The 13,423-nt window shown below is 73.7% G+C and carries 14 protein-coding genes; 3 read left to right on the forward strand and 11 right to left on the reverse strand.

Annotation, left to right across the window (positions count from 1 at the left end):
- Positions 1–100: 100 nt before the first annotated feature.
- Entirely contained in the window at positions 101–517 is a 417-nt protein-coding gene (locus AB0D01_RS16760) for a hypothetical protein (RefSeq protein ID WP_363055918.1), read from the reverse strand.
- A gap of 241 nt (positions 518–758) precedes the next feature.
- Positions 759–1,442: a hypothetical protein gene (locus AB0D01_RS16765; RefSeq protein ID WP_363055919.1), complete on the reverse strand. Its 684-nt coding sequence runs from the start codon at positions 1,440–1,442 to the stop codon at positions 759–761.
- 473 nt (positions 1,443–1,915) lie between these two features.
- Between AB0D01_RS16765 and AB0D01_RS16770 the strand changes: the two genes are divergently transcribed.
- A complete protein-coding gene (locus AB0D01_RS16770) occupies positions 1,916–2,647 on the forward strand; it encodes a hypothetical protein (RefSeq protein WP_363055920.1) in 732 nt (243 codons plus the stop codon).
- 73 nt (positions 2,648–2,720) lie between these two features.
- Here the strand turns inward: AB0D01_RS16770 and AB0D01_RS16775 are convergent, their stop codons facing one another.
- Positions 2,721–3,890 carry a nuclear transport factor 2 family protein gene (locus tag AB0D01_RS16775; RefSeq protein WP_363055921.1) on the reverse strand — a complete coding sequence of 390 codons (1,170 nt, stop codon included), beginning with the start codon at positions 3,888–3,890 and terminating at the stop codon, positions 2,721–2,723.
- Between the two features lie 95 nt (positions 3,891–3,985).
- On the opposite strand from AB0D01_RS16775, the gene AB0D01_RS16780 reads away from it, so the two are divergent.
- On the forward strand, positions 3,986–4,903 hold the full coding sequence (locus tag AB0D01_RS16780) for a LysR family transcriptional regulator (protein WP_363055922.1): 918 nt from the start codon (positions 3,986–3,988) through the stop codon (positions 4,901–4,903).
- Between the two features lie 69 nt (positions 4,904–4,972).
- On the opposite strand, the gene AB0D01_RS16785 is transcribed toward AB0D01_RS16780, so the two are convergent.
- From AB0D01_RS16785 to AB0D01_RS16810, 6 genes are all read right to left on the reverse strand, one after another.
- Positions 4,973–5,335, reverse strand: a complete 363-nt coding sequence (locus AB0D01_RS16785) for an STAS domain-containing protein (RefSeq protein ID WP_363055923.1) — start codon at positions 5,333–5,335, stop codon at positions 4,973–4,975.
- Positions 5,336–5,415: 80 nt separating this feature from the next.
- Positions 5,416–5,874, reverse strand: a complete 459-nt coding sequence (locus AB0D01_RS16790; protein ID WP_363055924.1) for a response regulator — start codon at positions 5,872–5,874, stop codon at positions 5,416–5,418.
- Positions 5,871–7,568, reverse strand: a complete 1,698-nt coding sequence (locus tag AB0D01_RS16795; RefSeq protein WP_363055925.1) for an ATP-binding protein — start codon at positions 7,566–7,568, stop codon at positions 5,871–5,873. The genes AB0D01_RS16790 and AB0D01_RS16795 overlap by 4 nt, the downstream gene beginning before the upstream one ends.
- A complete protein-coding gene (locus tag AB0D01_RS16800; protein ID WP_363055926.1) occupies positions 7,565–8,857 on the reverse strand; it encodes a SpoIIE family protein phosphatase in 1,293 nt (430 codons plus the stop codon). The genes AB0D01_RS16795 and AB0D01_RS16800 overlap by 4 nt, the downstream gene beginning before the upstream one ends.
- Before the next feature lie 160 nt (positions 8,858–9,017).
- A complete protein-coding gene (locus AB0D01_RS16805) occupies positions 9,018–9,569 on the reverse strand; it encodes a MarR family transcriptional regulator (protein WP_363055927.1) in 552 nt (183 codons plus the stop codon).
- Between the two features lie 129 nt (positions 9,570–9,698).
- Positions 9,699–10,904, reverse strand: a complete 1,206-nt coding sequence (locus AB0D01_RS16810; RefSeq protein ID WP_363055928.1) for a PP2C family protein-serine/threonine phosphatase — start codon at positions 10,902–10,904, stop codon at positions 9,699–9,701.
- 100 nt (positions 10,905–11,004) lie between these two features.
- Between AB0D01_RS16810 and AB0D01_RS16815 the strand changes: the two genes are divergently transcribed.
- A complete protein-coding gene (locus tag AB0D01_RS16815; RefSeq protein WP_363055929.1) occupies positions 11,005–11,520 on the forward strand; it encodes a MarR family transcriptional regulator in 516 nt (171 codons plus the stop codon).
- Between the two features lie 28 nt (positions 11,521–11,548).
- On the opposite strand, the gene AB0D01_RS16820 is transcribed toward AB0D01_RS16815, so the two are convergent.
- Together AB0D01_RS16820 and AB0D01_RS16825 are read right to left on the reverse strand one after the other, a co-directional pair.
- The gene (locus tag AB0D01_RS16820) at positions 11,549–12,394 is read right to left on the reverse strand and encodes a phosphatase PAP2 family protein (RefSeq protein WP_363055930.1); all 846 of its coding nucleotides are present in this window, start codon (positions 12,392–12,394) and stop codon (positions 11,549–11,551) included.
- A 181-nt stretch (positions 12,395–12,575) separates the two neighbouring features.
- Positions 12,576–13,376: a hypothetical protein gene (locus AB0D01_RS16825; protein WP_363055931.1), complete on the reverse strand. Its 801-nt coding sequence runs from the start codon at positions 13,374–13,376 to the stop codon at positions 12,576–12,578.
- Positions 13,377–13,423 lie beyond the last annotated feature (47 nt).

A 13,423-nucleotide genomic window follows, 5' to 3' on the forward strand; every position in this document is an offset into this window, starting at 1 on the left:
CCCCCGTGAGCGGTGTCGCTCGCGAGGGCCGTGGCACGAGCCGGAGCCGGAGGAGTCCCGATCGGGGGAAGAGGGAACTCCTCGCGGCCGGCCTCGGTGATCAGCCGTTGAGGGGGAGGTCGTAGCGGATCCACCCGGACCAGTTGCCGTCGTGGTCGCGGTTTCGGCCCCAGTACTCCGCCTTCTCGTCGTAGTAGAACAGCCGGAAGCTCCAGGGGTCGCTGGTGTCGTAGTCGTAGACGTACGCCTGGCTCGACGCCCTTCCGCCCATGGACATCCACTTCGACCAGTCGCCGTCGGAGTCGGTCCAGCGGGTCCACACCGCACGGTCGGTGCCGATGACGAACTCCTGCTTCGTGTCGTCGGGGAGCCTGTGCTTGGTCACCCCGTACTCGCAGAAGTAGACGCCGCCTCCACGCGAGCAGTAGCTGCTCGCCTCGGCGGGCGTGGCCACCACCGCGACACTCGCCAGGGCGGCGGCCGCGACCGCGACCGCCTGGATCTTTCGGACCGACAAGAATCTTCTCCTTCGTGCGACCGGCCTCACGGGCACGGACGTGGTGCCGGCGGCGGGCTTCTCGGCCCGTCGCCGTTCTTCGTTCCCGGGACCACCGTGGGGGTGGGGCCGGGGCGCCGCGGGGCGGCGGTGGGGTGATCCGCCGGTGCGGGGCAGCATCCCTGCGGCAGTCACAGTCGATCACGGTGGTCGGGTCCGGCCCAGGCAGTTCCACCCGCAAAAATACGGTCGCCGTCTTTTGCTACTTCGGGACGGCCAGTACGGGGAGGGTGGTCGCGTTGTTGCCGGGGTTCGGGTCGCCCTCGGCGGTGATGGTGGCGTGGATGGCGCCGGGGCCCGAGCGGGCGATGGTGGCGAGCACCGGGATCTGGTTCTTCGTGCCCTTGGCAAGACTCCCGCCGGTACACGTGTAACCCGTGGCGCCGCCGCTGCACTGGAAGCCGTTGAAGGTTCCCGACTCGGGGGGACGCCGTACGGTCACGGACCCGGTCGTCTGGACGGTGAGGGTCACGCCCTTCGCGTCGGCGCCGGCGTTCGAGTACGAGACCCAGTAGTTGCGGTTCGTACCGGCCGGCGGGTTCTCCTCGCCGGTGACGCTGCCGATGGCCACGTCGGAGGGTGCGTTGGCCGAGCCGGCGGCCTCCGAGCAGATCTCGTTCGAGGTATAGGTGGCGCCGAAGCTCGCGAAGGGCCCTTCACCGCCCTCGGTCCCGGTTTCGAGCACGGCGCAGTAGGGGACACCCGCCCGGAGGCCGGCGTTGACCGTCTTCACCACGGTCCTGTTCTCACTGGGTACCGCGGCCGCCACGGGGATCCGCCGGGTCTCCCCGGGGACGCCGTTCGGGCGCAGGACGAGCGTCGTGTGCACGTCGTCCGGGTGGGTGTCGCGGAAGGTCACCGTGACGTCCGGAGCGTCCAGCACCACGCTCACCAGGGTGGATGCCGAGGCCGGCACGGAAAGGCCGAGGGCCAGGGCTCACACCGTACCGGCGACCACCGCCGTCCGGTACGTCCAGCGCAGGCGCGTTTTGGGAAGCCCCGTTCTCGATCGGATGGGGTCACTTCCATGCTCCGCCCGCCTCCGGGCCCCGGCAATTCCCCGCCGCGGGAGCCCGCCCTTCACCGCCCTCGGGCCGGCGTGTGCGAGGAGTCGGGTCGGGGGCGCGCTGGACGGGCCGGCTCCGAGGGCGACGGGTACCCTCGGAGAGGAGCCCCGCACCACGGGGCCACCACAGGCCGCCATGACGGCCCGTCAGCACCTCACCCCATCCGCGACGTTCGCGGAAAGCCGGCGTCGAGCGCTGACCCCGACCGGCCGGTACACCGGCCGTTCCCCTCTTGTCGCGACACGTCTCGCGTCACCCGCCATGGCGAGCCCGATCCCTTCCGTACACACCCATGCAGCACTCTGCCATGGAGGGAAATATGAAGAGGCAACGTCGTTGTGCATTGATCGTCCCACTCCTGGCTTCCGCGGTCGCCCTTCCGCCGACGATGGGCGCCCAGGCGGCTCCTTCGGCCGTTCAGGTCCCCGCCGCCCCGGCCTGCCGGCTGATACCGCTGGGCGGCTCCTCGATCAACGTCAACGTGGAGCTCACCGGCTACCGGTCGAACCAGAAGGTCAGCATCACCCGAATCGGCGGCCGGACATTCGAAACGCGGGTCGACGGAGGCGGCAACTTCATCGTGAAGAACCAGCGAGACGGCACTTACAAGGTCAGGCCGGTCGATGGTGGTCGCGGTTCCACCATTTCCTGCACGGACGCCCCCGCCCCCGTGAACGTCAACATCACCGAGGCCGACGTGGTCGCGACGAAACCGGACACGCCCACGGTCCCCTGCAACCAGGCGACTCCCGTCACGTTCGAGGGAACGCTCTCGGGCACCGGAACCGGTGACATCAGGGTCGTGTGGGTGAGCCCCGACACGGACAAGCAGTCCGAGCCCATGGTGAAGTTCACCGGACCCAGTTCCAAGACCCAGTTCGTCGTCAACGCCCCCGCCCGCGGGAACCCGGCAGAACCACGGCCCAAGGTGCAGGCCCAACTCATCGTGCCCCGGCAGGGGGCGGAGCAGGGCGTGAGGTCGGCGGTGTTCACGGTGACGCTGGTGTGCGCACCCGGCACCTGAGGCCGAACGGCTCCGACAGCTCGTCAGAAGGGATGGAGTGACACGTGTGGCCGGCGCCCGATCGGGCGCCGGCTCACGGGCGGTCGTGGCGGTGGTAGGCCTTGTTCGCTATCCGCCAGGCACCCTTCACGCACGTCAGGAGAAAGACGTCGGTGAAGGTGTCCGGCCCGTGCACGAGCGTCATCGTCGCCGTGGCGACGCTGTGGTGCACATCGAGGCTCTCGACGCGGCGCGAGCGCATCGGCTCGTCCAGCGCCGGCCGGCCGGAGAACAGCGCGCAGTACTCCTCCACGCCCCAGGAGACGAACGCGCCGTCGCGGATCCCCTCGATGCGGGCGGTGGGGAGGAACGCGTCGCGGAAATGGGCGGGCTCGCCGGTGGCGTGCCCGCGTACGTACGCGCGAAGCGGCGCGAGTACCGCCTCCGGGGCGGCCGGGAGCGTGGCGGCGACGGCGATGTCCGCCTCCGCGAAGGCGGGCGAGGCGTCCGACAGGGCGGCGCCACCGCGCAACGGAGCGGAAGACGCACCGCCGAGCAGGGCCATGTCCTTGCCCAGCGCGCGGATCGTGAACTCGGCCGGGGACTCCTGCGGCCCACCGTCCAGGAAGCGCCGCTTGCGGGCCACCAGGGCGCCCAGCGTGCCGAGTTCGAGGACGTCGAGCACGTCTTCCCGGGGCAGGCCGAGGGCGTCCGCCTGACGCAGGGTGTCGCGGAGGGCGAGGACGCCGCCGGCCAGGCTGTGGTTGGCGATCAGTTTCAACGCGGCCGCGGTCGGGGCGTCCGCGACGGGGCGCACGGTGCCGAGGACGTCCAGGACCGGCCGGGCGCGTTCGAGCGCGGCGGGCCGCCCCGCCGCGAGAATCCGCAGGGCGCCGGTCTCGGCGGCCGGAACGGAGCCGAGCAGGGGGGCGTGGACGTAGGACGGGCCGACGAGGCGCGCCAGCCCCGCCGCCTCGTCGGGGGAAATGGTGCCGGTGTTCACCACGAGCGTGTCGGGGCCCAGCGAGGCGCGGACCTCGTCGAGGACCTGCCGGCAGGCGGGGCCGTCGAACAGGGCCAGGAGGACGAGGTCCCTGCCCGCGACCGCCCCGCTCGGATCGGTGGCGCGGTCGAGGTCGCTCACCCGCCCGCCCGAGCGCGTCCACCCGGTGACCTCGAAGCCGTGCCCGGCCAGACGGGTCGCCATCGCGGCGCCCATGCGCCCCAAACCGAGGACAGTGATCTTGTGCGGTGTGGAAGTCATGGGACCCAGCCTGCGGCCCGCTCCAACCATGCGACAAGCGCAGATCCGGCACACCAGCCATGCGCGATACGCATGTCTGCCGGCATACTGGCGCCATGGACCTGACGGTGTGGCGCACCTTCGTGACCGTGTGCCGACTCGGCTCGCTGTCGGCGGCCGCGGCCGAGCTGAACCACACCCAGTCGGCCATCTCGCGCCAGATGGCCGGGCTGGAACGACAACTCGGTGCGAAGCTGCTGGAGCGCCGCGCCCGGGGCGTGTCCCCGACAGGGGTCGGCGAGGTGTTCCGGCGTCACGCGGCGGCGACGCTCGACGAGGCCGACCGCGCCGTGCGCTCCGTACGCGAGGCCAAAGACGGCGCGCACGGGGGGCCGTTGAACGTCGGCGCGACCCCCTCCCTCGCCGCCGGCGTCGTCCCGGAGGCCCTGCGCAGGCTGCTGGAGGAGAGCGGCCCCCGCCCGTGGAGCCTGTCGCCGGGTCTGACCGGGGCCCTTCACGAACGCGTGCTCGCCGGCCGCCTGGACGTGGCCGCCGTGACCGACGCGCCCCCGGGGCTCCCCGAGGACCCGCGCGTCGAACGGCGCTTCCTCGGGCTGGACGAGATGGTCGTCGTCCTGCCCGTCGGACACCCGCGGGCGGGCCACGGCCCGGTGCGCGTCGAGACCCTGGCCGACGAGACCTGGGTGGAGGACAACGACGGCTCGGCGGCCCTCCTGCGCCGCCACGCGGCCCGCGCCGGATTCAGCCCCCGGATCGACCTCGGGGCCGCCGACCTGCCCGGCAAGCTGGCCCTGGTCGCGACGGGCCACGCCATCGCGCTGATCCCCGGCGTGCTCAGGCGCGCGCTGCGGGCGGACGTCACCACGACGGCGCTCGTCGACCCCCCTGCCCGCGGCATCTACGGGATCACCCCCCGCCGCGACCCCCACCCGGGCGCGTCCGCCCTGATCGACCGGCTCGCCGAGGTCTGCGCCGGCTCCGACCCCCGCGTGGACCCCGCGGGAGGGCACTGACCCGGGGCGCCGGTGCCGGTGCGCCCCGTGCGGGTCACCAGGTCGAGCGGCCCGCCCGGAGCCCGCCGCTCAGCGTCGCCGGGGCGGGACGGCCATGGTGGAGCCCTCGGCGACGCTGGGCGCGGTGGCGAAGACGAGGTCGGCGCCGGTGAGTTCCAGGACCCGTGCCAACCGGGCCGGCACCACTCCGGCGAGGACCACCGTGCGGTCCAGCGTGGGCTGGAGCATGATGCTGAGCGCGGTCGAGTCCGCGAAGGTGACCCCGGTGACGTCCACGACGAACCGGCTGACGCCGGGAGCCGTGGGGTCCATCGCGGCCCGCAGGGCGGCCACGCCGTCCATGTCGAACTCGCCCGTCATCACGACGACGCGCACGTCCCCGTCCGTCCGGGCCTCGACGCGCCCGCGCGCCCCGCTGCTGTGCGTGTCCATGCTGCTCGCTTTCCTCTCTGCGGCCTTCGCGCTCGGCCCTTCGGATCCTTCCGCCCCACGGCCCGCCCCGGCCGGCCCGCTCACCGGCTGCGGGGGAGCTTGACCACGGTGACGAAGAAGTCGTCGATCTGCTGGATCGCCCGGATGAACTGGTCGAGGTCCACCGGCTTCGTCACGTAGGCGTTGGCGTGCAGCTTGTAGCTGCGCAGGATGTCCTCCTCGGCGGCCGAGGTGGTGAGCACGACCACCGGGATGTGGTTCAGGTCCGGGTCGGTCTTGATCCGTTCCAGGACCTGCCGGCCGTCGTACTTGGGGAGGTTCAGGTCGAGGAGGATCAGGTCGGGGCGCGGCGCGTTCGCGTGCTCGCCGCGCCGGTACAGGAAGTCCAGGGCCTCCAGGCCGTCCCGTACGACGTGCAGCACGTTGCCGATCTTGTTGTCCTCGAAGGCCTCCCGGGTCATCAGCTCGTCGCCCGCGTCGTCCTCGACCAGCAGGACTTCGGCGGGGGTGGCCTGGGGCCGGTCGGTGAACGCGCTCATCGGGGGAGTCCTTCGGTGGTGGCGGGGGAGGGTGCGGGCTGGGGGCGCGCGTCGTCGGCGTCGGACGCGGGGGTCTCGGCGGCGGCCGCGACCACGGGCAGGGTGAAGACGATCCGGGTGCCTTCCCGGTGCTCGGTGTCGATCCGGATGTGTCCGCCGGCGTGCTCGACGATCTTCTTGCAGAGCGAGAGGCCGATGCCGGTGCCGCCGTAGGTCTCGCGTGCGTGGAGCCGCTGGAAGATGACGAAGACCTTCTCGGCGAACTCGGCCGGTACGCCGATCCCGTTGTCGGTGACGCTGAAGGTGTGGAAGCCCGGGTCCGCCGCGGGATCGTCGACCACGGCCACCTCGACGCGTGGAGGGCGGTCGGGCGAGCGGAACTTGACGGCGTTGCCCACCAGGTTCTGCCAGAGCATCGTCAGGAGCGTCGGGTCGCCCACCACCTCCGGGAGCCGTTCGGGACGGATGATCTCCGCGCCGCTCTCCTCCACGGAGGCGGCCAGGTTGCGCACCGCCCGGTCCAGGGCGCCGTCCAGCGCGACCGTCTCGCGCGCGTCCTGGACGCGTCCCACCCGGGAGAAGGTCAGCAGGTCGTTGATCAGGACCTGCATTCGCTTGGCGCCGTCCACGGCGAAGCCGATGTACTGCGTTCCGCGCTCGTCCAGCCGGTCCCCGTAGCGCTTCTCCAACAGCTGGCAGAAGGAGGCCACCTTGCGCAACGGCTCCTGCAGGTCGTGCGAGGCCACGTACGCGAACTGCTCCAGTTCGGCGTTGGAGCGGCGCAGTTCCGCCGCCTGGGCGTCGAGTGCCACGGCCGTGCGGTCGAGCCGCTCCGCGTTGCGCCGCGAGGCGTTCAGTTCGGCCACGGTCCGGTGTCGCATGGCCTCCACCGCCCGGGCCAGGGAGCGCAGCTCGGAGGGGCCGCACAGGGGGATCTCCTCGTCGAAGGCACCGTCCGCGACGCGCCGCGAGGCGGTCCGCACCCGGGCGAGCGGCCGCAGCACCCCCACGTGGAGCAGCACGGCCAGGGCGGTGCCGGTCAGCAGGAAGGCCACGACGATGGCGAGCAGGATGTGGTCGCGCTGCGAACGGGCCTCGCCGAAGGTCGTGCGGGCCTCGGCCTGGATGCGGTCCAGGCGCTCCTGCTGCGCGGCGATCCGCCCGCGCACCTCGTCGAAGCGGGCCTTGCCCGTCTGGAGGGAGGGCGGGGTGCCTCCGTTCTCCACGGAGGTGATGGCGGGGGCCGCGAACTCCTCGCGCCAGGTGCGGGCCGCCTCCTGTACGGCGGCGAGGTCCTCGCGTACGCCCTCGTCGTCGTCGAGGACCGTCGCCAGTCGCCGCGCGGCCTCGGCCTCGTTGGTCAGACCGCGTTCGTAGGGCTCCAGGAGCGCGGGTTCGTCGGCCAGCAGGTAGCCGCGGATGCCGGTCTCCTGGTCCAGCAGGGCGGTCTCCAGTCGCAGGGCGTCGCGCTGGGCGGGCAGGATCCCGTCGACGAGTCGGTTTCCTGCGGTGGTGGTGTGGGACAGCAGGGCGGCGCCGAGCGCGCCCGTGCCGACGACCATGAGGGCCAGGGTGACCAGCACGGTGGTGAGCCAGACCCGCAGGCTCGCGCCGTGGCGGTCAGGCGCCTGACCGGGGGGCGTCGCGGCGGGCGTGGCGGGAGGCGTCGTTGGGGGCTGTGCGGGGGAGGTCACGTGGGGGAGTTCCATTCGAGGTGGAGGACGGCGACGTCGTCGGCCAGGCCGCCCCAGTCCGCCGCGAGGCCCTGGGCCGTCTGGATCACGGTGTCGACGAACGGTTCCGCGGGCAGGTCGACGTGTCGACGGGCGATGTCCAGGAGACCGGCCTCGTCGAGGCGCTCCGAGCCGGGCCCGACCCGTCCCTCGATCAGGCCGTCCGTGAAGAGCATCACCGCGCCCCCGGGCCGCACCTCGACCTCGGCGACGGGCCAGCCGCCGCCCCACCCGGGCAGGATGCCGAGGGCCGGGCCGCCGGGGACGGTGCGCAACTCCACGTCCGTCGCGGAGCGGACCAGGAATCCGGGGTGGCCCGCGCGCTGGACGGAGACGGCGTCGGTGCCGGCGGGGCGGGTGAGGGAGACGAGGGTGGCGAAGATCTCGGGGCCGGATCGTTCCGCCAGCAGGATCCGCTCCAGCAGCCGGAGCAGTTCGGCGTCGCGGGCGCCCGCCATCACGAAGGAGCGCCAGGCCACGCGCAGGCACACCCCGAGCGCGGCCTCGCTGGGGCCGTGGCCCGACACGTCGCCGACGACGGCGTGCGTGGCCCCGTCGGGGGTCTGGACGACGTCGTAGAAGTCTCCGCCCAGCAGGGTCTGTGCGCGCCCGGGGTGGTAGCGGGCGCAGACGGTGACGGTGTCCGCGACGCCGTCGAGCAGGAGCGGGGTGGGGAGCAGGCCGCGTTCCAGACGCGCGTTCTCCTCGGCGCGCAGCCTGCTCGCCTGGAGGGCGACGGCCGCCAGCTCGGTGCGCTTGCGCTGGATCGCGTAGCGGATGGCCCGCATGAAGACGTCGGCCTCCAGGCGCCCCTTGACCAGGTAGTCCTGCGCCCCCGCAGCGACGGCGGCCAGGCCCGCCCGCTCCTCCGACAGGCCCGTCAGGACCACGACCGCGGCCTCGGCGCACAGGGCGAGGACCTGCCCCAGCCCGTCCAGCCCCCGGGTGTCGGGAAGGTGCAGGTCCAGCAGGACGCAGTCGGGGGCCTCGGCCTCCAGGAGGCCGACGGCCTCGGCGAGGGAGCCGGCCCGACCGAGGCGGACCTTGATCCCGCTGTCCTCCACGAGTTCCTCGACGAGCACGGCGTCGCCCTCGTCGTCCTCGATGAGGAGGACGTAGGGCGGTACGCCGTTCCACAGGGCCAGGAGGTCTTCCGGTTTGCCGGAGGAAGCCTGACGGGGCGGGGGCGGTGGTTGGCGCGGTGTGTCGACCGGGGGCTGTGGGCCCCCGAGCTCGGAAATGCTCGCCATGGCGTCGCGTCTGTCCCTTCTGGTTCCGGACGGCGGACGCCCGACGGCCGCGTGGTCGCGAGGAGCAAGCCTAGAGTGATCATTTGCCGTAAGGCAATATTTTACAACCTCAATGATCCTGGCGTGACCGGAAGAGGACGGAACCGGCCGGCGCCGACCGTCAGGCGCTGTCCGGGAACCGGGCCGGCGACGTGCCGGACGGTGTGTCCGACGAGGGCCCCGGAGATGGGGCGGAGGCGTCGGCGGGCGGGTTGCCGACGGCGGAGGACCCCGCGGCGGCCTCGCGGAACGCCGCCAGACCCTCCACGAGCATGGCCACGGCCTCGGGCGCCATGCGCCCCAGCACCGCCGACAGCTCGCGCGTGCGGACCGCCCGCCGCTCGTCCATCAACGCCCGCCCCCGGGGCGTGAGCCGCACCTCCACCTCGCGCCGTCGCGAAGGATGCGGCGAGCGGATCAGCAGCCCCATCGCCTCCAGCCGGTCGCAGAGGCGGGTGACCGACGACGGCCCGGAGCCGAGCACCGCGCCCAGGGCCCGCAGGTTGACCCCCTCGGCGCCCTCGACGGCGAGCAGCAGGCGCAGCTGCGACGGCGACACGGCTGGCGCCACCTCGTCCACCCCCCTGGCATGCAGCAGCGCGAGGAGCTCCGCCGCGGCGGCCAGGGCCGCGGCCGGCTCCTCGTACGCGCCGGAGCGGTCGAATCGGGGCACGCGTCCACTGTGCCACCGTCCGGCACGCCCGGCCGACCCCGCCGCCCGGACCGGCCGACCGACCCCGCCGCCCGACCCGTCCCGCCGCCCGGACCGTGCCCCCGGAGCGCGCCGGGCCCGGGGGACGTCCTACACCGCGCCCCCCGAGCCGGGCCGGCCGTGCCAGTCGAGGCAGACCACCATCGCGTCGTCGATGGCGTCCACGCCGCCCCGGTACCCCGCCAGCTCCGCCAGCAACGCCCGCGGCACCTGCGACGGCGGCAACAACCGCGTACCCAGGATGGTGCGGGCCAGGGCGTGCAGACCGTACGCCTCCCCGTCGGGGGAGGCGACGCCGTAGACGCCGTCGCTCAGGAAGAACAACCGGTCCCCGGGCAGGACCCGGAAGCGCTGGCAGGTGTAGACGGTGTCCTCGAACATGCCCAGCGGCAACTGCGCCTCCAACGCGATCGGCTCCACCGTGCTCCCGCGCAGCCGCCAGATCCGCGGCGACCCCGCGTCGATGACCTCGACCTCGCCGCTGTCCAGGTCGAAGCGCAGCAGCAGCATCGCCAGGTGCAGCTCCCCCCGGTACTGCCCGTGGAGGGCCTGGTCCGCCAGGGCCGCCTGATCCGCCAGACCGAGCCCGGCGCGCCGCGCGTTGCGCAGCGCACTGACGGCGAGGTTGGTCAACAAGGCCGCGTCGATGCCCTCGCCCATCCCGTTGTTGACGGTCAGCGTCAGGTGATCCGCGGACGCCGACCAGTCGAAGCTGTCGCCGAAGATGGCGTACGCGGGTTCCAGTTGCGCCCCGAGGTCGTACTCGGGACGTGAGCAGGCGCGCCCCGGGAGCAGCTGCCACTGCATCTCGGCGGCCAGCGTGAGCCTCCTGGCCCGGCGCGCCTGGAGGAAGAAGTCGGTGTCGCGGTCCGCGACGAGGATCTCGTGCGCCAGGGCGTCGGCCACGTCCCGCAGCGGCCCGAGAAGCCCCTCGACCGCCACCCCGGCATCGAAACGCACGCTCAGGACCCCGAGCCGGTCCCCGCGGACCGTCACCGGCACGTGCACGACGGTCCCCCCGCCCCCGGGCACCACGTGTGGCTCCTGCGACCCGAAGGCCCGGCCCTCGGCGCTGTTGTACGCCGACACCGAATCGGCGGTGAAGGGCCGCTCCGTGACCGGCTGGAGCCGCGCCGAGGCGTAGTCCGCCATCAGGAGCTCGGCGCCGGCGGCCCCGTACTCGCGGGTCAGGACGGCCCGGACCTCCTCGAACAACCCGTGCGGGGCCGCACCGCGCAGCGCGCGCTCGACGGCCCCGCCTCCCCCGACACCCTCGCCACCCACGACTCCAGCCACCGGACCCGTACCCGTCTCTCTCGCAACTGCCAAAATGGGGAACGACGAAGCCGCCGGCCCGCCGGGGGAGGCTGCGCGTACGTTCGGTAGGGAGTGTCACATGGGTCAGCGGTCGATCGGCTCCCCGCAGCCTCCAGCGGCCGTGTCGGCGGCGTCGGCGGTGGCGCGGACGAGCGAGCTGATCGAGCTGCTGGAGGTGGTCTGGGAGCGCGGTCGGGACACGGCCAGCGCCCCGCCGGTGTCCTCGACGCAGGCGCGGGTGCTCTTCCTCGTCGAGGCGAACGGCTGCCTGAACCTGCGGGAACTCGGCGGTCTGTTGGAGGCGGCGCCGCCGTCCGTCACCCGCCTCTGCGACCGTCTGGAGGCCGTGGGATTCCTCGAACGGCACCCGGGGGCCGACGACCGCCGCGAGGTACTGCTGCGCCTGACCGCCGCGGGCCGGCTGTACCTCGAACGACTGCGTGAGCGCAGGCAGGACGTACTGGCCGAGGCGATGGCCGCGATGCCGGAAGCCTCCAGAGCGGCCCTGGCCACGGGGCTCGCCGACTTCTGCGCGGCGGTCGCGAAGCCGCTGCGGCTGCCGTCCCCGAAGTCCTCCACCGCCCGCACGGCCTGAACCGCACGGGCGCCCGCCCACCGCGGGCTCAGGAAGCGGACCCGGACGACTCCGCGCGGCGCGAGCCCGTGCCCGTGCCCACGGGGGCCTCCGGGTCGGACCCGGTCGCGATCTCCGGCTCCAGACCGTCGCCCACCGCGGTGCGCGTGCGTCCGCTGTCGCCGCGCCAGGCCTCGAAGGCGAGGGTCGTGGCCGTGACCACGGCGAGGCCGAGCAACCAGCCGCCGACCACGTCACTCACCCAGTGGACCCCCAGCGCGACCCGTGTGTAGCCGACCCCCAGCACCGCCGTCGCCGCGAGGGCCCACGGCACCGCGCGCAAGCGGCGGGGGACCAGCGGAAGCAGCACCAGCAGGAGCACGGCGCACGTGGTCATGGCCGTCATGGCGTGGCCGGAGGGGAAGGAGAAACCGGGGGCGTGGGACACGGGCTCCGGCAGGTGCGGACGAGCACGCTCCACCACGTTCTTCACCAGGAACCCGATCAGCGCCCCCGACACCGAGGTGACACCCGCCCAGGCCGCGAGCCGCCACGCCCGGCGCGCGAGCAGCCACACCACCAGGGCGGCCACCAGGAGGCGCAGGGTGACCGGATCCCACACCACGCTCGTGAGGAACTCCAGCACGCCCACCAGGGAGGGATGTTCCAGGGCGGCGTCGTGCAGTCGCCGCGCTACACCCCGGTCGAGCCGGTACAGCGGCGCCCACCGGGATTCCACGAGGACGAAGACCAGGGCGAACGGCACCGCGGCCACGGCGGTGGCCGCCACCGCCCCCACCAACCTGCGACCGAACGCCGCGTCGGGCCCGGAGCGCCGGGCGAGGAACGCGCGCACCGCGGCGCGACGTCGGGGACGGGAGGTGCGCTGTGCCATGGGGTGGGCCTGCCTTTCGAGGGCGCTGGTCGGTGCGGCGACGGCCGGCCGAAGCAGGACCGCGTACGACGCCTCACCACCACCGGCGCCTACCCCCACCGGGCCGCCCCAGCCCCCGCGCGCGGCACGGCACGCCGCTCGGCGCACCGCCCGTCGGTCCCGCGCGCCGGCCGTCAGTCCGTCAGTCCGACGAGGATCCCGGTATGTGGGAGCCCACGTGGTTCACGGGCGCGATGAGCAGCCACAACAGCGCCGCGCCCACCGACAGCGCGCTCCAGCCCGTGTGGAGGCCGGCGAGCCACGGCGCCGCGAGCAGGAACGGTACGGCGTACCGGCGCAGGCGGCGCAGCGCCCCGCGGACCGTCCAGCACTCCTCGTCGGAGTCCACCAGGCCGAAGGCCAGTCCGCCGATGACACCGCCCAGGATCGCGGTCAACAGCAGGGCGAAGCCGGTGGCGCCCCAACGGGACAGCTCGCGCAGGCCCTGCTCGTCGGCCGAGCTCGCCAGGGCGGCGACCAGCGCGCCGAGCGGGAAGCACAACGAGACCAGGTGCAGCAGCCGCGCCCAGTCCCACAGCCGGTCCGCAGGGCCGCCCAGGGCGTCCGGGAGCAGACCGGTCGCCGCAGGCGGGCCACTGCCCGCGTCGGCGACCACCCCGGACCGTACCCAGCGGGTGGCCCGGGCGAGGACCGTCACCCACAGCGCCCCGAGGCCCAGCGCGACCCCGCCCACGGCGAGCGCCCACCGCTGCCCACACGCGCCGGGGTCCCGCCACAGCAGCAGCACCGCGAGGTGCCCGAGCAGCACGGCGCCGCCCGCGAGCAGCCGGGCACCCGTCAGGAAGCGCCGCGCGGTCCGTTCGGCGCGTTCCCCGTCGGCGTGCCACCGCCGCACCTCGTGCACCCGTACCGCCCTGCCCCGCACCCGGCCCCGCCCGCGCAACCGCATCCCCGACACGTCCCGCCCGCCCCCGCCCTCCACGACCCCGACCGTCGCAGCCTAAGGGCACAACAGCCCAGGCTCCCCGG

It is taken from the genome of Streptomyces sp. NPDC048606 (assembly GCF_040650855.1).
Taxonomy (GTDB): Bacteria; Actinomycetota; Actinomycetes; order Streptomycetales; family Streptomycetaceae; genus Streptomyces.